Below are 20,294 nucleotides of genomic sequence, written 5' to 3'. Positions count from 1 at the left end.
CTTATAATTTTTATATATTCTGAAAATTCTTTACAAAAGGAGGTAGAGGAGTATTGGAAGCTATCGTAAGTTTGATAAATAATATTGTTTGGAGTCCCGCACTTGTCTATTTATGTTTAGGAGTAGGTCTATATTTTTCCATTCGAACGAGGTTTTTACAAGTAAGACATGTAGGAGAAATGGTGAAGCTTACATTTAAGGGGGAGAAATCTGATGCTGGTGTTTCTTCGTTCCAGGCGTTAGCACTTTCTTTATCAGGACGTGTTGGGACAGGGAATATAGCTGGGGTAGCCACAGCGGTTGCATTCGGTGGGCCAGGAGCTGTATTTTGGATGTGGGCAGTAGCCTTTTTAGGAGCAGGATCGGCTTATGTAGAATCTACATTAGCACAAATATATAAGACGAAACATCAAGGACAGTTTCGCGGTGGACCTGCTTATTACATTGAAAAAGGACTAGGTGTTAAATGGTACGCATTAGTGTTCGTCGCAGCAACGATTCTTGCGACGGGGATGCTGCTTCCAGGTGTTCAGGCAAATAGTATTGCTGTAAGTTTAGAAACAGCTTTTGGCATTAATACTTCTGTATCAGGAGCGGTATTAGTAGCGGCATTAGCACTTATTATTTTTGGAGGAGTTAAGCGAATTGTTAACGTAGCGCAAGTTGTAGTACCGTTTATGGCGCTTGGTTATATTTTAGTAGCTTGTGTAATTGTAGGTATGAATATTGAAAAATTACCAGATGCTTTTATGTTAATTTTAAAAAGTGCATTTGCATTAGAAGCTGCTTTTGGCGGGATTATCGGTTTAGCAATTTCTTGGGGTGTAAAACGTGGTATTTATTCAAATGAAGCAGGGCAAGGAACTGGGGCCCATGCAGCAGCAGCTGCTGAAGTATCGCATCCAGCTAAACAAGGGTTAGTACAAGCCTTTTCCGTTTACATTGATACATTATTTGTTTGTTCAGCAACAGCATTTATGATGATTATTACAGGGATGTATAACGTATTTGATGCAAGCGGAAAAAACTTTATCGTCAATAAATTAAATGGTGCACAGCCAGGTCCTGGTTATACACAGGCAGCAGTAGAGTCTGTTTTCCCTGGATTTGGAAACGGTTTCGTGGCAATCTCTCTACTATTCTTCGCATTCACAACAATTATGGCGTATTACTACATTGCAGAAACGAATATAGCTTACTTAAACCGTGATAAAGACCGCCCTTGGATGTCTATCGTACTAAAGTTTGTATTCTTAGGAGTTGTATTCTACGGTTGTGTAAAAACAGCAGCAACAGCATGGGCTTTAGGAGATATTGGTGTAGGAATTATGGCATGGGTTAACATTATTGCGATTTTATTATTACAAAAACCGGCATTGATCGCATTAAAGGATTACGAAAAGCAGAAAAAAGAAGGAAAAGATCCAGTATTCGATCCGCAGTCGTTAGGAATTAAAAATGCAGATTTCTGGGAGCATGAATACGGGAAAGATAAAAAAGAAGAAGTATCTTAATAGAATAGGAATGAGAGAGCAAAGGGAAATCCCTTTGTTTTTTTTATGGACAAAATGTAGATGAAAGTTATTTTTTCGCCTATTTTTGAATATAAAAAGAATGTACATGCTTTGTTAGGGGAAGGAGGGAGTATGTTGATTGAGTTTCGTAAAGTTAATAAATATTACGGTAACTTTCAAGTTTTGAAAAATATTAATGTACAAGTGAAAAAAGGTGAAGTGGTAGTAGTTGTTGGCCCTTCGGGATCAGGAAAAAGCACGTTGCTTCGGTGTATAAATCAATTGGAGGCAATTACCGATGGAGAATTAATTGTACAAAATACGGAAGTACACAATGCGAAAACAAATATGAATGAATTGCGCCGAAATATTGGGATGGTCTTTCAACACTTTTATTTATACCCGCATAAAACAGTGCTTCAAAATATTACACTAGCACCGATTAAAGTAAATAAAGTTTCCAAAGAAAAAGCGGAGCAAACAGCGATGTTTTATTTAGAGAAAGTGGGAATCCCGGAGAAAGCAGGTGTATATCCGCATCAACTATCTGGTGGACAACAGCAAAGGGTAGCGATTGCTAGAGGGCTCGCGATGCAACCGGAAATTATGCTATTTGATGAGCCGACGTCTGCTCTTGATCCAGAGATGATTGGGGAAGTGCTTGATGTTATGAAAGCGCTGGCTAAAGAAGGCATGACGATGGTTGTCGTCACACACGAGATGGGATTTGCACGTGAGGTAGCAGATAGGATTTTATTTATGGATGATGGTCAAATTATTGAAGATACAACACCAGTACAATTTTTTGCAAATCCTGAACAAGAAAGAGCTCGTCTATTTTTAAGCCGAGTGTTAAATCATTAAAGGAGGAATTTCATGCTTAAAATGAAAAAGCTGTTTACTTTAATTGTATTTTCATGCTTATTCGTGCTTGTTGTCGCTGGATGTGGAAGTAAAAAAGACGAGGCGAAAGAAACAAATACGAAACAAGGCGGAGTTGTTGAACAAATTAAGAAGCGCGGGAAATTAGTAGTCGGGGTGAAAAATGATACGAATTTATTTGGATTAAAAAATCCTTCAACAGGGCAGGTAGAAGGATTCGATATTGATATCGCGAAGGCGCTTGCGAAGAAAATTCTTGGTGATGAAAAGAAACTAGAGCTGAAAGAAGTAACGTCTAAAACACGTATTCCAATGCTGAAAAATGGTGATATTGATGCCATTATTGCGACAATGACAATTACGGAAGAGCGTAAAAAAGAAGTGGATTTTTCAGATGTATATTTTAAAGCGGGTCAATCGTTACTTGTGAAAAAAGGAAGTAATATTAAAAATATTGATGATGTGAAACAAGGCGTTAAAGTATTGGCTGTAAAAGGCTCAACGTCTACAAATAACATCCGTCAAAAATCACCAGAAGCAACAGTATTAGAGTTTGAGAATTATAGTGAGGCATTTACAGCGTTGAAAGCTGGTAAAGGTGATGTTTTAACGACAGATAATGCGATTCTTTATGGAATGGCAAAACAAGATTCTAATTATGAAGTTGTAGGGAAAATTTTCACGGATGAACCGTATGGAATTGCAGTGCAAAAAGGTGCAGAAGATTTAACGAAAGAGATTAATAGTTTATTAAAAGATATGAAAGCGAATGGGGAATACGATAAATTGTATGGAAAATGGATCGGTCAAAAGCAAGAAAAATAAGGTGAAACTTTAATCAGTGGGGAAGGGTTATCTCTAATGATAATTAGCCTATACCAATTGGAATAAATAGTAAGAGTGAGAGGGTGAGGGATGCTCATCCTCTTCTTATAAAGAAAGAGGGGAGAATATGTGCCTGACTTTTCTATTTTGACGAATAATATTGATATGTATTTAGAAGGATTTAAATATACGGTAATGTCTAGTGTAGTTGCGCTAATAGGAAGTTTTGTTTTAGGAATTATTATGGCAGTGATGCGAATTTCACCTATTCGTATTTTGAATTGGATTGGCTCTGCCTATGTAGAGTTTGTTAGAAATATTCCACTCGTATTAATTGCATTCATTCTCTATTTTGCTTTGCCTGTAATAGGAATTACTTTCAACGGTTTTGTAGCAGGGACAGTTGCGCTTACAGTTTATACAGCGGCTTTTATTGCGGAAGTAATTCGTGCTGGTATTTTATCAGTCGCGAAAGGTCAAATGGAAGCAGCGCGTTCTTCAGGATTAACTTATACGCAAGCGATGTATCATGTCGTTTTACCTCAAGCAATGAAAATCGTCATTCCTCCTCTAGGAAATCAATTTCTCAATTTAGTAAAAAACTCTTCAATACTCGGAATTATTGCTGGAGCGGATTTAATGTATCAAGGAGACTTAATTTCAACGAAGACATTCGTTACGTTTGATGTATATATATTTGTCGGGATGTTTTATTTAGTATTAACAATTCCGCTAAGTATGCTAGTGCGTTATTTGGAAAGACGCTTGGCAAAGGAGGGGGTGTAAATGGATTTTCAAGGTGCTATTACAGGAGATCATATACTCTTTTTAGTAAAAGGATTGCTTATCACGCTAGAAGTCGCTCTTGTAGCGATTGTACTTAGTTTTATTATCGGTAGTGTAATAGGAACTTTGCGCTATACAAAAATACCCGTCATCTCACCAATACTAGGCTTTATCGTTGAAGTTATTCGAAATTTACCACTTCTTTTAATTATATTTTTTACGTATTTTGCACTTCCAGAGGCAGGTTTGAAGTTAGAAATTATAACAGCCGCAATTGTTGCTTTAACGATATTTGAAGCAGCGATGATATCTGAAATTGTTAGAAGTGGCTTATTATCTATCGAAAGAGGACAAATTGAAGCGGCGCGCTCTTCAGGATTAACATATGTCCAAACGCTTTGGCACATTATTTTACCGCAAGCACTTAGAAGAATGGTTCCTCCGCTTGTTAGTCAATTTATTTCATTGTTAAAGGATACGTCATTAGCGGTTGTTATATCATTGCCAGAGCTTATGCATAATGCTCAAATTATTAGCGGGCAGAATGTAAATTATATGATTCCGACATTTATACTAGTAGCTTGTATGTATTTCGTTGTAAACTACGGTTTATCAATTTTATCTAGAAGATTAGAAATACGTTAACTCTTACAATAAATGTAAGGGTTTTTCCCTTATAAATCCTTTTTTACCTCAAATTAGTATTGCAAGCTCTTAATAATTGGATTTTTATATTATTTTATCAGAAAAGTTTTAATTTTATATAGAAATTGTAACCGCTTTCGTGTATATTTTTATTATCAGAAAATTTTAACAAGATATAGGGGTACTTGTAGGGGAGGATTAAGATGCAGCAAACAACGAATGAGAAATTACATCGTACGATGAAGAGTAGACATTTATTTATGATCGCACTAGGTGGGGTAATCGGAACTGGTTTTTTTCTAGGTTCAGGTTACACCATTAATCAGGCTGGACCAGGGGGAGCCATCCTTTCATATTTAGTGGGCGGATTTATTATGTATTTAACAATGCTTTGTCTTGGAGAGCTAACGGTAGCAATGCCAGTTTCAGGATCTTTCCAAAAGTATGCGACGAAGTTTATTGGACCAGGAACTGGATTTATGATCGGCTGGCTATACTGGATTGGATGGGCAGTAACAGTAGGATTAGAATTAACATCGATCGGTTTAATGATGAAAAGATGGTTTCCGAATGTGGATGTTTGGGTATGGTGTCTCGTATTCGGGGTTATTTTATATGCTTCAAATGCAATATCAGCGAAGAGTTATGCTGAATTAGAGTTTTGGTTCTCTAGTATTAAAGTAGTTACAATTATTGCATTCATTCTACTTGGTGGTAGCGCATTACTAGGATTTTTACCATACGACGGAAAAGAAGCAGCGCCTCTTTTCTCTAACTTTGTAAGTGATGGTGGGCTATTCCCAAATGGACTAGCTGCAGTGCTTCTTACGATGATTACAGTTAACTTTTCCTTCCAAGGAACAGAGTTAATCGGGATTGCAGCAGGAGAGAGTCAGAATCCTGAAAAAACAATTCCACGCGCAATTCGTAATACAGTATGGCGCATTATGTTATTCTTCATTTTAACAATGACAATTTTAGTAGGGTTAATTTCTTGGAAAGAAGCAGGGATAATTGAAAGTCCATTCGTAGTTGTATTTGATAAAATCGGTATTCCATATGCAGCTGATATTATGAACTTCGTTATTATTACAGCTCTTCTATCTGTAGCGAACTCAGGGTTATATGCAGCAACGCGTATACTATGGTCACTTGCAAATGAAGGAATGGCACCAACTTCTTTCAAGAAGGTAAATAAACGTGGTATTCCAATTACAGCGCTAGTCGTAACGATTGCTGTTGCGGCGTTATCCTTATTAACAAGCTTCCTTGCAGAAGATACAGTATATATGTACTTATTATCTATAGCTGGTTTATCTGCTGTTTCAAGTTGGATCATTATTGCTTTATCACAACTTCGCTTTAGAAGTCAGTATTTAAAAGGCGGAGGAAAATTAGAGGACTTAAAGTATAGAACACCACTATACCCGCTTGTTCCAATTTTAGCTTTAATTACAAATAGCATCGTTGTTATTAGTTTAGCGTTTATTCCAGAACAACGAATGGCGTTATATTGTGGTATTCCATTTATCATTTTCTGCTACATATATTATTATATGAGTAAGAAACGGAAGAAACCGATGAAAGTGGAGATGGAAGCGAAGTATGAAAATAAAAATTAAGCATGACAATATTCAAGCAGATTTATCGTACGACAAGTTGATAATCGGGAAAGAAAATGGATATTCACCGTTAGAATTACTCGTTTCTTCTATTGCAGGATGTAGTGCAATTGTTTTTCGAACGATTTTAGAAAAGAAACGTATTACATACGATACGTTTACAATTGAAGCTGAAATTGGTAGAAGTGAAGCTTTATCAAAACCAGTTGAAAGTGTTCATTTGCACTATAAAATAAAAGCACAAGGTATTACTGAGGAACAGTTAGACAAAGCACTGCAACTTGCGGTGAAAAATTGCACAATTGTTCAATCTGTAAAGGATAGTATAAAAGTTACAGAAACAATTGAATTAGTAAAGTGAAACATAAAAACGTGAGAATAGGGCGCTCACGTTTTTATGTTTTTGTCAAAATGGTGGAATCTTTAATGAATTAACGCATTATCACATGCATGTTGTACCGAGATATAAAGAGCGTTCGTTTGCTGAGTTTTATACGGTACAACCGGGAGAAAAGAAGAATCATAACTTTGAAGAAACAAAGATATTGTTAAAAGAAGCGATAGAGAAAATACTGCATACTGAAAAGGCGTAAGAAGGATTTTCTTACGCCTTTTTAGTCTCCATACATATTTAAAATGTCTTTCGCACGTGCACGTAAACCATCTATTAATTCTTTCGGTTCTAAAACTTGTGCATCTTTTCCAAGTCTATAAAATAAAGGGATAATAAAATTGATTTCTCCTTTATCAATTGTTGAATTTATACATCCTGTCCCATCTTCGTTTACTACAACGAACTCTTCAAGGTAAGGAACGCTTTTACATTGGCGCACGCCTTCTGCCGTTAGTAAAACATGTAACTGAGTAGGAATGTTTACTACGTTAGAGTTAGAGGCAAACCATTCTTCTAAATTTATGAATGTATCTTCATTTTCTTCCGTTGATAATGTAGAAAGAATACGATCGACGCGATACAGTAATACCTTTTTTCTACTAAAGTCATAGGATGGCAAATACCATAAACCATCGTGGGCATATACACCGATAGGATGAACATGTTTTGTTTTTATTCCAAATTTAGATTCGTATTGAAAGTGTAAAATTTTATTTTCAATAGCCGCGGTTAACACTTCTTTTAAAAGTGGTGTATCAATTGCTCTCTTCGGATTCCAAAAAGCGATATAAGAACGTATTTTATCAACTTTAGCTTTCGCATCATTTTGTAGAGAGCCATATAGTTTATGAGTAACAGAATTGATTTCTGTATTAAAAGGCAAGTTACGATAGTAGCTTAAAGATTGGAAAGCAAAAAAGATGGAGACCGCTTCTTCTTCGGTAAATAAAATAGGAGGAATCACTTTATTTGTTAATACTTTATATCCTCCGTTTCGTCCTTGTTCAGCATAAATGGGTAAACCCATATCGCTTAAATCTAAAATATATCTATGGACCGTACGAACGGATATATTGAATTCATCTGATATTTCCTGGGCTGTAAATGTTTTTTTCGCAGAAACAAATATAAGAATATCTAATAAACGTTTTGCCTTTGACAAGGATATCACCTTTTTCTTTTTTAAACATGACATGAATTGTCATGTTTTACGGTTAGTATAGTGCGTATAAGATGATTTTATCAATAGAAGCTGTAAGGAGGAAAAGATATGTCACGTGAAATTGTTTTATTTATTGCAGCGAGCTTAGATGGATTTATCGCGAAAGAAGACGATGATTTAGAGTGGTTAATCGAAACAGAAGGAGAAGGCGACAACGGTTATACAGAGATGTACGAATCGATTGATACGATAATCATGGGAAAGAGAACGTATGATTATGTGATAGAGCATATGGAACCATTCCCGTACCTAGATAAGAAATGTTATGTTTTTTCTAATTCTGAAAAAAGTTCAAACGAACATGTAGAGTTTGTAGATGGGGATGTAGTGGAGTTTACAAAAAAGTTAAAAGAGCAGGAAGGATCTAAAATATGGATGGTCGGTGGAGGGAGTCTACTGAGAGGATTTTTTAGGAATAATCTAATTGATGAATATGTTGTTACGATTACACCTCACATATTAGGTTCTGGTATTCCGCTATTTAAAGAAAAGAATCCGGAAATTAATTTAACTTTGACGGATACAAAACGTTTTGGTCAGTTTGTAAATCTATATTATAAAGTAAAGTCCTAAAGGATAAGAAAACACGACTATTGATGTATAGTCGTGTTTTTATATAGACGGCAATGAAATTGTAAAGCAAGATCCATGATCAATTTCACTTGTGACAGTAATATTTCCGCCGTGTAGTTCTACAATTTCTTTTACGATGGAGAGCCCTAAACCAGTGCCTCCTGTAGCTCTGGAGCGCGCTTTATCAATACGGTAAAAGCGGTCGAAAATGTGAGGGAGGTCTTCAGGGGGAATACCTTCTCCTTCGTCCTCAACTTTGATGGAAATACGTTTATGTTCTTCTGTAACAGAAATATTAATATGAGAATGTTCTTTTGAATGTCTATAAGCGTTATTTAAAATGTTCACTACAACTTGTTCGAATCGCTGTTCATCCAAGTTTACTAACAGTGAAGGAGGACAAGTGAAAGAAACTTTAATGTGTCTTTCCTTATACATCGCGTTTACTTTTTCGGTCATGCGAGTAAGGAAGGTGTGTAAATGCACTTCCTTTACTTGAATGAAAAAGTTATGCTTTTCCATTTGAGCGAGTGAAAATAAATCTTGAACTAAGTTTGTAATATAATCAGACTCGTCTTTTATAATGGATAAGTATTGTAAACGTTGCTCAGGAGGTGTGCTTTCTTTTAATGCAATGTCAGCATAACCTCTTACGTACGTTAATGGTGTTCGTAATTCGTGAGCAACACTTGCTAGAAATTCACTTCGCTCTGTTTTCATATAATGTAAATCATTTGCGAGAGTTTGAATAGATGATGCTAGTTCACCAATTTCGTCATTTCGAGTAGTTGTTAATGAAACGGATAAATCGCCCTTACTCATTTTTTCAGTCGCTTGTTTCATGTGTAACAATGGTTTTGTTAACAAACGTGATAATAGAAAGATTGTGATAGCTGTTAATAGAAAAGTAATGACTCCGGCGATAATGAATTGTCTTGTTAGCCCGTTAACCATTTCTTCGATTGATTCCGTTCCGAGAAACATATATACATAGCCTTCCGTTTTTCCTGCCACTACAATTGGACTAACTGTACATATATAATTAGATGTTTTCCAATGATTCTCTATAATTGCTCCATCATGATCTGTTCGTGTTTGCATTCTTTCAATATGTTTTCTTATAGTAGTATTTATTTCATTGGATTTAGCTAGTACATCCTTATTTGCATTTGTAATAATAACAGTGGTTTCGGCTTCGGATTCCATTAGTGCAACATGGGAGATTGTTTGCTTATCAAAATACTTTTCAAGGACATCTCGGTGACTATTTCCGCGCTTTAATAAAGCTGTCATTTCTTCATTTACTCTATTGTTTACAAGGCTATAATAGAGCAAGACAAATAGAACACTTTCGATTAAAAGTGTAACAATTAGAAAATAAAATCCGAGTTGAATAGAAATTCGCTTCATCGTTTTGCTCCTTAATATAGGTTATCGATCCATCGATAACCTACTCCGTAAACAGTTTTTAAATGGTGATCAATAGGGAAATTTACTTTTCGTAATTTATCACGTAAATTACGAATATGTGAATCGACTGTTCTATCTTCTGTATTTGTATTTAAACCCCAAATTCTTTCAATGAGCTGATCACGGCTTAATACGTAGTTCACATGACGTAAAAATAATCCGAGTAAAGAGAATTCGATTGGAGTGAGAAGAAGTTCTTCATTATAGACAGAAACGAAATGCTTGGTCTCATCCCATAAAATGCCGTGATATTGGATTTGCGTACGTTGATTTGTTCGGCGTAAAACAGCTTCAATTCTTGCGAAGAGCTCCTCTTCGTGGAATGGTTTCGTCACGTAATCATCTGCTCCAAGTTTTAATCCTTGAACGACATCTACCGTTTGATCACGAGCAGTTACCATAATGATAGGAACGCTACTAAATGATCGAATTCTTTTGCACGTTTCCCACCCGTCCATCTTTGGCATCATAATATCGAGTAAAACAAATTTGAAGTTTCGATTTTCTATATGTGAAATAGCTTCTTCTCCGGATACTGCACATACGCAGTTGTATCCGATTGGAGTAAGATAAAGCGTTAATAATTCAAGCATTCTCGGTTCATCGTCTACGAGTAGTATATCGATCATAGAGTACCCTCCGTATTTGTAGTCGTTACTTAAAGTGTAATGCAAAATCATGAAGAAATGGTGCAGATTATAATGCATCTGCATAATTTCTTCAGAATTGCTTGTTATTGTAAAGTTGAAATTCCATTTTAGGTAATAAGATTAGTTCGAAAACAATTACGGGGGCGATATAGTGAAAAAGATGACCCGAATTTTTGGGATAACAATAATTGCGGCAGCTGGTCTTGCGGCGTGTGGGCAAACGAACACAGATCATAAAAATCATGAATCTACAAAGGAGAAGAAAACAGAGCAAAAGGAAATGAAAATGAATCCGGAGGTAACTGTGCCGAAAGAAATGAACGCCGGGGCATCAGATGATTTATTAACGACAAGTTTAAAAAATGTAACGAGATTAAATACAAATGATCCTTTGCAAATGGCAGTATTAACTTCGCAAACAATATGGCCGGCAACGCATAAAGTGAATCAGCCAGGTGCTGTTATTTTAGTGCCAGTGAACGAGTGGCAATTAGGTATTGCAAGTGCGGATCTTATTCATCATCCGAATAACGGACCGATTTTATTTATAGAAAAAGAAAAGGTACCCGAAATGACGTTAAAAGAAATCAAACGATTAAATCCGCTCGGAACGAAAGATGGAACGCAAATTATGGTGATGGGGGATGCAGGGGGATCTACGCTTGAGCAATTAAAAGAATATAAAGTAAAGCAAATAAAAGAAACGGATTCAGCTAAATTTGCTAAAGATGTTGATAAAGAATATGCCGATATAACGGGGAATTATCCAAATAGCGTTATTATAGGTTCATCTGAAGAAGAAGGACGTTTATATACAACACCAGCTGTAAATTGGATTTCTCATATGCCAGAGCCACTTTTATATACAGAAAAAGATAAGGTGCCAGAAGCGACCATAGAGGCATTAAAAATGAGAAAAGATAAGGCAAATATATATGTATTAGGACCAGAAAAAATCATTTCAAAAGAAATAGAAAAAGAGTTAAGTAAATACGGAAAAGTAACACGGATTAGTGGAGAGACTCCAACAGAAAATTCGATTGCGTTTGCGAAATTTAAAGATGAAAAAACGAAATTTGGCTGGGGATTCACAAAACCTGGTCACGGTTTGTCGTTTGTTTCGAGTAAAACACCAGACTTAGCAATTGCGGGAGCACCGTTTTCACATATGGGTAAACATGCCCCTGTTGTCTTGTTAGAGGAAGGAAAAGCTTCACAACCAGTTTATGACTTACTTGCTACTATTCAGCCGAAGTTTAAAGATGATCCAACAATCGGTCCATACAATCATGGATTCTTATTAGGGAATACTGAAAATATTTCATTTGAAACGCAAGGTGTATTGGATGAGAGGTTAGAGATTGTTCAAGAAAATGGTGAGGGGCATGGTGGACATTAAATGGGTAAAGACGCTGCTGCTGGTAGCGTCTTTTTTTAGGAAACTTTTACATAGCACAAAATCTTCTACTCGTTATATAATAGCCTTCGTGCAGTCGGCCCTGATTTTCTTACGGAGAAAATCAAAGAATTAAAGAGTAGAGGAGTGTTATTTTGTTTCAAACTATAAAAAATGAATGGTTCTCAAATGTGAGAGGAGACGTGCTATCGGGGATTGTTGTTGCTTTAGCATTAATTCCAGAAGCGATAGCTTTTTCTGCTATTGCAGGTGTAGATCCGACGGTTGGATTGTATGCGGCCTTTTGTATTGCGGTTACAATTTCGTTTGTTGGTGGAAGACCTGGCATGATTTCAGCTGCAACAGGTGTAATGGCATTATTAATGGTGACGCTCGTTAAAGATCACGGTTTACAATATTTATTTGCTGCGACAATAGTAACAGGTATTGTTCAAATTATTTTTGGAGTGTTCAAACTGAGCTCATTTATGAAGTTTGTTCCTAAATCTGTTATGAGTGGTTTTTTAAACGCACTTGGAATTTTAGTTTTCACAGCGCAATTAACGCATTTTAAAAATGCAACTTGGCAAATGTATGCACTTGTCGCATTAGGACTTGCAATTATATATTTATTTCCACGTATTACGACGGCTGTACCGTCTACACTTATTTCAATTATTATTGTGACAAGTATTGCACTTATGAGCGGATTACAGTTGAAAACAGTAGGGGATATGGGAAGCTTACCGAAAGAATTACCGTTCTTTAGTATTCCTGATGTACCGTTTACACTTGAGACATTAGGTATTATTTTACCGTACTCAGTTATGCTTGCAATTATTGGTTTACTAGAGTCATTATTAACAGCTTCGGTTTTAGACGATATGACACATACGGAAAGTAATAAACATAAGGAAGCACGTGGCCAAGGTATTGCAAACATTGTCGCTGGTTTCTTCGGAGGAATGGCAGGATGTGCAATGATTGGGCAATCTGTTATTAACATTAAATCAGGTGGGCGCGGGAGATTATCGACGTTTGTAGCCGGTGGTTTTTTAATCGTATTGCTATTTGTTTTAGGTGATTACGTTGTTCATATTCCGATGGCTGCTTTAGTTGCTGTTATGATTATGGTTTCGATTGGGACGTTTGATTGGAACTCTGTAGCAACAATTCATAAAGTACCAAAAGGAAACGCATTTGTTATGATCGTAACAGTTGTGATTGTCCTAATTACACATAATTTAGGATTAGGTGTAATTATCGGAACGATAATTAGTGCAGTTTTATTTGCATTCAATATGGCAAAGATTCACGTGAAACATTTGTATATTGAAAATAAGAAAATATATGAGATTCACGGCCAACTATTCTTCGCATCTACGGCAGATTTTATAAATGCTTTTTCATATAATGAAGATGCGAAAGAAATTGAGCTGAACTTTACTCACGCACACGTATGGGATGATTCAGCAGTAGCAGCAATTGATAAAGTTATAATGAAGTATGAACAAAGTGATGTGAATGTAAGTATAACGGGATTAAATGAACGTAGCTCGAAGATTGTTTCAAATTTAGCTACTTATAATAAGAGAATTGCTAGTTAGAAGCCTCCTTTTTAGGGGGCTTTATTATATAATACGAGTAGGATAACGAAAAGGAGATTCAGCATATGTACAAACAAATTTTATTAGCATGTGATGGTTCTGAACATGCACTTCGAGCAGCCGAGCATGCAACATATATTGCGAAATTTAACGAAGAAACACATGTTGAAGTTGTGTACGTAGTAGATAATAGAACGGCAAAATCAGATATTATACAAGGACAAACGGATTTAGAAACAATATCAGCTAGTCGAAAAGATAAATTAAAAGAGATTGAGGGTTTATTAAAGAAAGAGAACATTTCCTACAAAATTACGATTCTACATGGTGATCCAGGAGATACGATTGTTCAATATGTAAATACAGGAGATATAGATCTTGTTATTGCTGGGAGTAGAGGTCTAAATACACTGCAAGAGATGGTGCTTGGTAGTGTAAGTCATAAAATAGCAAAGCGTGTGAAATGCCCGGTTATGATTATAAAATAAATTGAGTGAGATAGTCTGTAGTGTAAGCAAGACCTTGATATAATACGAGGTCTTTTTTGATGTATAGAGGGGGAGATTATGGCTATACTAGATATAAGTTTAGAGGGAAATTGTTAACTTACAAAATTGTAAGTTAGTTGTCAGCGAAATCGATGTTATGAAATTTTTTCCATTGATAAAATAAGAATATCAAAGGGGATATAGGGAGGATGGAAGGTATGAAATCATTTCAAAATTTGTCTTATAGCCAAGGAGTAAGTTTAATTTGTTTAGGTGGATTTGCTGGATCTGTTATGTTAGCTGTTTTAATAAAGATGTTTCAGCAAATGTTTTAATTTTATAGTAGGGAAGGAATTGGTTGTTATAAATAGCAAGAAAAGGACTGTAAATAAAAAATAGCTCTTAGCATATAAGTAAATGCTGAGAGCTATTTTTATGTTTATTTTTCTACTTCTGGTTTTTCACTTGTTACAGTAACGTCTTTCCATTGTGAAGTTATTTGGTTCACTTGAGTGTTGACATTATAATTTTTTACTCGCTTATTAACACCTGTTAAATCAAATGTGTAATGAATTGGAATCATCGGTGCTTCATCATGAATTAATTTTTGCCATTTATCGTATACTTCTTTACGATATTTTTCATCAGTAGCTTTTTCTGATAATCCTTCGTTTAATAACTTAGTATTTTCATCATTTACCCAGCGCTGATAGTTAAATCCAGCATCTTTGCCCCATAGGCCAGAAAGGTCAGGATCAGAACCAGTGTTCCAAGCACCAGAGAAAATATCAACCTTCGGATCATCTTTTTTAATCATGTCACGCATGGCATTAAATTCGTGTAAACGCCCATCAACCAGCTCTACTTTTAAGCCGATATCTTTCCAAGATTGAATATAGAATTTTGCCAGCGGTTCACTTGTTTCACTACCGCTACTAGCTAAGAAGTTAATTTTGAGTTCATTACCTTTTGGGTCCTCACGGAATCCATCACCATTTTTATCTTTATAGCCAGCTTCATCTAATAGTTTTTTCGCTTTATCTACATCTAAGTTATATGCACCAACATCGTTATTATGATACTTTGGCATAGATGGTGGAATTGGAGAGTTAGCTGGAACGCGAAGTCCGTGATATACTTTCTCCGCTAATTTTTCTCTATCAATGGCATGTGCCATCGCTTGACGTAAACGAACGTCTTTGAACTTATCGTTATCCATTACAGCTTCGTTCTTTGCTTTGTCCATATGTCCAAATTTAAATCCGATATAAGTGTAAGCAAGGTCAGTTTTACCAATTAGTTGTGTATTTTTTAATTTACTTACGTTCGGATATTGATCAGCAGTAATTGATGCAATATCAATATCACCTTTTTTCAGAGATGCACTAACAATAGATGGATTTACAACTTTTAATATTACATTTTTTAGCTTAGGTTTGCCCCCCCAGTAATCATCGAAGCGTTCATATTCAACTGATTCACCAGGAACGATTTTCTTCACTTTAAATGGGCCGAATCCAATTGGGTTTTGACGGATTTTATCAGATTCTGCTAGTTTTTCAATTGGTACATCGCCTAAATATTTTTTAGGTGTAGGGTATGTCCAAATACCAGTTTTAAGTGAAGGGTTTACTTCTTTATAAGTAATTGAAATTGTTTTTGGATCGACTACTTTAATACCAGAAATTTTGTCAGATTTTCCAGCGTGATAGTCTTCCATACCTTCAATCATTTGCATTTGTGTATCGTAACGAATACCTGTATATTTACTATTACCAATAACCAAGTAAGAATATTCTAAATCTTCGGCTGTTACAGGGTTACCATCGTGCCATTTTACATTATCTTTAATCTTAATTGTAATTGTTTTTTTATCTTCAGAAATTGTATACGTTGCAGCGCCGTCATTTGTAATTTCCCAGTTTTTATCTGTAGCTAATAATTGTTCATCAAAGAAATCCATAATTTCTGAATCTGGAGCAACTTCATACAATACTCTACTTAAAACACCAGCGAAAGGTGAATTTGAAACGAGTCCATATGTTAATGATCCGTCTTTAATTTCTTTACCATCATTTTTTACAGCAGAACTAAATTTATTTGTTTCTACTTTTTTCGTATTTGCTTTTTTGCTACCGCTATCGGCACCCCCACATGCAGATAGTAATAATGTTGAAGCAGCAATTGTATTTAATACTTTGTACAGTTTTGGTTTGTTCATAACTTTTCCACCCCTTATCCTTTTCTTTGTCTCGCATCAGCTGCACGCTTTAACGCTTGACCAATAAAATTTATGCACAGCATCAACACTAAAATCATGATTGATGCGGGTAACCAAATCCACCATTTTTCTTGCAATACATCTGGGTTTGTTGCGTAACTTACAAGTGTACCAAGACTTGGTGTGCTTTCTGGTAGACCGAAGCCTAAGTAAGTTAAACTAGATTCAATCCCGATGTTACCAGCAAGATTTAATGTAATATTTACGATGATAATAGAACTTAAATTAGGTAATATTTGCTGGAAGATTATCTTCCAATTTGGTGTTCCTAACGTTTTTGATGCAGATACATAATCAAGTTCCTTCTCAGTCAGTACTTTAGATCTTATAAGTCTTGCTTTTCCGACCCATAAAAAGGTGGTCATTATGAGAATAAATGTTGTAATATTGAAATTTGGAACGAGTGAGATAAACACGATAACAATCATTAAGAATGGTAAAATCATCATGAAATCGATGAAACGCATAATGATGTTATCTACAACTCCTCCAAAATAGCCAGCAATTAGTCCCATCGTAAGACCAATAAGGGTTGCTAAAAGAGTGATGGCTAAGCCAACTGTAAAGGAGTTACGTGTACCAATAATTAATTGTCCGAAAATATCACGGCCTCCATAATCAGTTCCTAACCAATGTTCAGCAGAAGGAGGATCGTAAATGGCAAACAGATCGACTCGGACGATATCTTCTTGCTTCATAATAAATGAAGTTGCATAAACGGCTATTAATATTAAAGCTAAAAAGAATAGGGAAAACATTGCTAGTTTATCTTTACGAAATTCTCGCCACATAATGGAGAAACCAGAAGGGCTCTTTTCGTAATGAATGACTTCAGTTTGTTTTTCAGGATTTGCTAACATAACGTTTCTTCACCTCCATTAATCAATACGAATACGTGGATCAACGATGCTTAGAATAATATCGGAAAGAAGAGTCCCGAGTAGCGTTGCGAATCCAGTAAATAATACAAGAGCAGTTACGACACTGAAATCACGTTGAGTGATAGATTGGAAAAATAGTTGTCCAATTCCTGGGTAGCCGAAAATATTTTCTAGAATAATAGAGCCCCCAACTAAACCTGTAATTTCATATCCTAAAAATGCTGCAATTGGTAAAAATGAATTTCGTAAAATATGTCTTGAATATACTTTAGATTCTGGTACACCTTTTGCTTTTACTGTGCGTACAAAATCTTTATGTTTCGTATCAATAATTTCACTTCGTAAATATTGTACAGTTCCTACTGTTCCAATTAATGCCCCAGATAAAGCGGGTAAAATCATATGATTGAATTTACTTACATAGTAATCAAAGGATCCAGCTGCAACTTGTGGATCAACGCTACCACTTGTAGGGAAAATTGGATATAAAAAGCCGAATAAGAATAACATTACTAATCCAAAAATAAAGAGTGGTGTACCAAATCCTAAAAAGTTATAGAGTGTAATGAGTCGATCAGCCCAAGTATCATTCCAACGTCCACTTATAACCCCAAGTGGAATAGCAATTAAGTAAGTAAGAATAAGAATAAGAAGAGCTAGCAGTACTGTATTGCCAAGACGTTCCCCAATAATATCCGTTACTTGTATTTTATGTGCGTAAGAAATTCCGAAATCCCCTTGCATAGCATTTGAAATCCACCTTACATATTGAGTGGGAATAGGATCATTTAAACCTAGTTTCTCACGTTGTTCTTCAATCACTTTTGGATCCGCTTTTGGGTTTGCTAGTTCAGCGCCACTTAATGCATCACCTGGCATTGCTTTAGCAAGTGTAAAGACGAGTACACTTAATATGAATAATTGCGGAATCATCACTAAGAATCTCCGTAGTATAAACTTCCACATGTTTTATCACTCCCTTAAGGTAATGCCACCCGGTGTGTTGGCGAGATTGGTTTTAAATCGTAAGCACGACCGTTTTCATTGAAATAATTTTCGTATGATTTCTCGTACTCAGAACTTACTTGCTGACGTAATTTACGTTGCTGTTCTCGGTTTTCAGGACGAATATCAGGAATTGCTGATATTAATCGCTTCGTATAAATATGTTGTGGATTATTATAAATCTCTGCACTAGTTGCTTCTTCCACAATGCGCCCGCGGTACATAACACCGATACGGTCACACATATGACGAATTACGCCTAAATCGTGACTAATAAATAAATATGTTAATCCGAGTTCAGATTGTAAATCTTGTAAGAAGTTTAAAACTTGAGCTTGTACAGAAACGTCCAGAGCAGATACAGGTTCATCTGCAATAATAAGCTTCGGTTTTAATGTAAGTGCGCGTGCAATACCAATCCGCTGTCTTTGTCCACCGGAAAATTCATGTGGATATTTATAAATAGACTCTGGGTTTAATCCAACTATACTAAGATACCCTTGAACGGTTCTACGTTCTTCATCAGGTGAGAGCTTCTCAAAATTCCGAAGAGGCTCGGCAATAATATCGAGAACACGTTTCTTCGGATTTAGCGATGAATATGGATCTTGGAAAATCATTTGAATATCTTTACGTTGTTCTCTTAACTCAGAGCGACTTAATTTTGTTAAATTTCTATTATTAAAATGAATGCTACCGCCTGTCGCTTTCGTTAAGTGCATAATTGCTTTACCCGTTGTTGATTTGCCGCTACCTGATTCACCAACGATTCCATATGTTTCACCAGGTTGTAATTCAAAGCTTACGCCATCAACAGCTCGTACATAATCTAATGTACGTCCGAAGAAACCGCCTTTAATTGGAAAGTGTACTTTTAAATCTTCTACTTTAAGCAGTGCCATGAGTTACGTCATCTCCTTTCTTATGTTGGAAGTTGAAGTGTTTATAGCAAGTACAACGTACCCAATGGTTTGGTTTTACTTCATGTAAAACTGGATTTTCCTCATGTTGGTCTGGTCTAACCCACGGGATTCGGGCCTGGAATCGGCATCCAGTGCGAGGCATCTTCGCTAACGAAGGAACCACCCCTTGAATTACATGTAATTTTTCTTTTTCAGCATATGCAGATGGAATAGAATTTAATAAAGAGCGTGTATATGGATGAAGAGGGTTATTAAATATCTCTTCAACAATTCCTGTTTCTACAATTTGTCCTGCATACATAACGACAATGCGATCAGCTGTTTCAGCGACAACACTTAAATCATGGGTAATTAAAATGATGCCCATTTTCGTTTGTTCTTGAATAGATTTCAGTAAGTCTAAAATTTGTGCTTGGATGGTTACGTCAAGAGCCGTTGTTGGCTCATCAGCAATAATGAGTGCTGGGTTACAAGCAATTGCAATTGCGATAACAATTCTTTGTCTCATTCCGCCAGATAATTCGTGTGGGTATTGTTTATATGTAAGTTCTGGTTTTGGAATACCAACTTGATGGAGTAGTTCTAAGGTGCGTTCTTTCTTTTCTGCTTTTGAAAGGCTTGTGTGGTAGTCTAAGTTTTCCTCGATTTGTTTTCCAACTGTCATAAGAGGATCGAGTGCTGTAAGGGGTTCTTGGAAAATCATTCCGATATTTGAACCACGTACTTTATTTATTTCAGCGGTTGACATGCTCAGTAAATCCTTATCTCTATAATAAAGCTGCCCTTGTAATTTTGTATTTGCCTCATTATGCAGTCGCATAATGGAAAGGGCAAGTGCACTTTTTCCGCATCCTGACTCACCAACGATCGCGACAATTTCATTTTCATGGACAGTTAAGGACACATCATCAACTGCTGCATGATACTGATCTTGTATACGAAAGGAAGTCTGTAAGTTTTCAATACGAAGAAGTGGATTCTTCATGGCTATCCCTCCATCTTTTCTGAAAAGACTAAATGTTTTGTATGTTGTTGTTATTTTAATATAAAATAACATTGTTTGACAAGAGTAAATATTCTAAAATCTTTTTATATAGAGATGAAATGCAGTAACATAGGCATAAAACCCT

At 35.9% G+C, this 20,294-nt stretch carries 20 protein-coding genes and 1 pseudogene; 13 read left to right on the top strand and 8 right to left on the bottom strand.

The features are described 5' to 3' along the window. The first annotated feature begins 53 nt into the window (after positions 1-53). The 8 genes and pseudogenes from MR071_RS15170 to MR071_RS15135 all read left to right on the top strand — a co-directional run. Positions 54-1,514, top strand: coding sequence for an alanine/glycine:cation symporter family protein (locus MR071_RS15170; RefSeq protein ID WP_242236666.1), 1,461 nt, complete (start codon positions 54-56; stop codon positions 1,512-1,514). A 60-nt stretch (positions 1,515-1,574) separates the two neighbouring features. Further along, a complete protein-coding gene (locus MR071_RS15165; protein ID WP_305037871.1) occupies positions 1,575-2,378 on the top strand; it encodes an amino acid ABC transporter ATP-binding protein in 804 nt (267 codons plus the stop codon). A 12-nt stretch (positions 2,379-2,390) separates the two neighbouring features. Further along, positions 2,391-3,221, top strand: coding sequence for a glutamine ABC transporter substrate-binding protein GlnH (glnH, locus tag MR071_RS15160; protein ID WP_105586117.1), 831 nt, complete (start codon positions 2,391-2,393; stop codon positions 3,219-3,221). 129 nt (positions 3,222-3,350) lie between these two features. Continuing rightward, positions 3,351-4,007, top strand: coding sequence for an amino acid ABC transporter permease (locus tag MR071_RS15155; RefSeq protein ID WP_105586116.1), 657 nt, complete (start codon positions 3,351-3,353; stop codon positions 4,005-4,007). Next, positions 4,008-4,652 (top strand): amino acid ABC transporter permease, encoded by a 645-nt coding sequence (locus tag MR071_RS15150; RefSeq protein ID WP_242236660.1) that lies wholly within the window; start codon positions 4,008-4,010, stop codon positions 4,650-4,652. It abuts the gene before it with no gap. 203 nt (positions 4,653-4,855) lie between these two features. Beyond that, entirely contained in the window at positions 4,856-6,274 is a 1,419-nt protein-coding gene (locus MR071_RS15145; RefSeq protein ID WP_242236657.1) for an amino acid permease, read from the top strand. Further along, positions 6,258-6,635, top strand: coding sequence for an OsmC family protein (locus tag MR071_RS15140; protein WP_105586113.1), 378 nt, complete (start codon positions 6,258-6,260; stop codon positions 6,633-6,635). Before MR071_RS15145 ends, MR071_RS15140 begins: the two co-directional genes overlap by 17 nt. Positions 6,636-6,678: 43 nt before the next feature. Next, a pseudogene (locus tag MR071_RS15135) lies at positions 6,679-6,867 on the top strand (HIT family protein); the annotation flags it as partial. Between the two features lie 21 nt (positions 6,868-6,888). Here the strand turns inward: MR071_RS15135 and MR071_RS15130 are convergent. After that, on the bottom strand, positions 6,889-7,830 hold the full coding sequence (locus MR071_RS15130; RefSeq protein ID WP_242236654.1) for a helix-turn-helix transcriptional regulator: 942 nt from the start codon (positions 7,828-7,830) through the stop codon (positions 6,889-6,891). A 108-nt stretch (positions 7,831-7,938) separates the two neighbouring features. Between MR071_RS15130 and MR071_RS15125 the strand changes: the two genes are divergently transcribed. Further along, complete coding sequence (locus tag MR071_RS15125) at positions 7,939-8,463, top strand: dihydrofolate reductase family protein (protein WP_242236652.1); 525 nt, start codon at positions 7,939-7,941, stop codon at positions 8,461-8,463. Positions 8,464-8,502: 39 nt separating this feature from the next. Here MR071_RS15125 and MR071_RS15120 read toward each other — a convergent pair whose 3' ends face one another. Both MR071_RS15120 and MR071_RS15115 read right to left on the bottom strand, forming a co-directional pair. Next, positions 8,503-9,873: a sensor histidine kinase gene (locus MR071_RS15120; RefSeq protein ID WP_242236650.1), complete on the bottom strand. Its 1,371-nt coding sequence runs from the start codon at positions 9,871-9,873 to the stop codon at positions 8,503-8,505. A gap of 11 nt (positions 9,874-9,884) precedes the next feature. Beyond that, complete coding sequence (locus MR071_RS15115; protein WP_242236684.1) at positions 9,885-10,613, bottom strand: response regulator transcription factor; 729 nt, start codon at positions 10,611-10,613, stop codon at positions 9,885-9,887. Between the two features lie 121 nt (positions 10,614-10,734). Here MR071_RS15115 and MR071_RS15110 point away from each other — a divergent pair, with 121 nt between their 5' ends. From MR071_RS15110 to MR071_RS15095, 4 genes are all read left to right on the top strand, one after another. Beyond that, entirely contained in the window at positions 10,735-11,982 is a 1,248-nt protein-coding gene (locus MR071_RS15110) for a cell wall-binding repeat-containing protein (protein WP_242236648.1), read from the top strand. Positions 11,983-12,134: 152 nt separating this feature from the next. Continuing rightward, a complete protein-coding gene (locus MR071_RS15105) occupies positions 12,135-13,586 on the top strand; it encodes a SulP family inorganic anion transporter (RefSeq protein WP_242236646.1) in 1,452 nt (483 codons plus the stop codon). A 65-nt stretch (positions 13,587-13,651) separates the two neighbouring features. Beyond that, a complete protein-coding gene (locus tag MR071_RS15100) occupies positions 13,652-14,074 on the top strand; it encodes a universal stress protein (RefSeq protein ID WP_002159291.1) in 423 nt (140 codons plus the stop codon). Positions 14,075-14,292: 218 nt separating this feature from the next. Next, a complete protein-coding gene (locus MR071_RS15095) occupies positions 14,293-14,409 on the top strand; it encodes a DUF4027 family protein (protein ID WP_002125236.1) in 117 nt (38 codons plus the stop codon). 104 nt (positions 14,410-14,513) lie between these two features. On the opposite strand, the gene opp4A is transcribed toward MR071_RS15095, so the two are convergent. Genes opp4A through MR071_RS15070 form a run of 5 tightly spaced genes read right to left on the bottom strand, consistent with a single transcriptional unit; the run spans position 14,514 to position 20,149 of the window. Continuing rightward, on the bottom strand, positions 14,514-16,295 hold the full coding sequence (gene opp4A / locus MR071_RS15090) for an oligopeptide ABC transporter substrate-binding protein (RefSeq protein WP_242236644.1): 1,782 nt from the start codon (positions 16,293-16,295) through the stop codon (positions 14,514-14,516). Positions 16,296-16,309: 14 nt separating this feature from the next. Beyond that, positions 16,310-17,215 (bottom strand): ABC transporter permease, encoded by a 906-nt coding sequence (locus tag MR071_RS15085; RefSeq protein WP_016126559.1) that lies wholly within the window; start codon positions 17,213-17,215, stop codon positions 16,310-16,312. Positions 17,216-17,233: 18 nt separating this feature from the next. Beyond that, positions 17,234-18,202 (bottom strand): oligopeptide ABC transporter permease, encoded by a 969-nt coding sequence (opp4B, locus tag MR071_RS15080; protein WP_105586104.1) that lies wholly within the window; start codon positions 18,200-18,202, stop codon positions 17,234-17,236. A 14-nt stretch (positions 18,203-18,216) separates the two neighbouring features. Continuing rightward, the gene (locus MR071_RS15075; protein ID WP_242236642.1) at positions 18,217-19,143 is read right to left on the bottom strand and encodes an ABC transporter ATP-binding protein; all 927 of its coding nucleotides are present in this window, start codon (positions 19,141-19,143) and stop codon (positions 18,217-18,219) included. Further along, positions 19,130-20,149, bottom strand: coding sequence for an ABC transporter ATP-binding protein (locus MR071_RS15070; protein WP_242236640.1), 1,020 nt, complete (start codon positions 20,147-20,149; stop codon positions 19,130-19,132). Before MR071_RS15070 ends, MR071_RS15075 begins: the two co-directional genes overlap by 14 nt. Positions 20,150-20,294: the final 145 nt, after the last annotated feature.

It is taken from the genome of Bacillus cereus group sp. BfR-BA-01316, from assembly GCF_022664195.1.
Classification (GTDB): Bacteria; Bacillota; Bacilli; order Bacillales; family Bacillaceae_G; genus Bacillus_A.
Note: the sequence above shows the minus strand (reverse complement) of the source record. Positions and strands in the feature narration are given on the sequence as shown.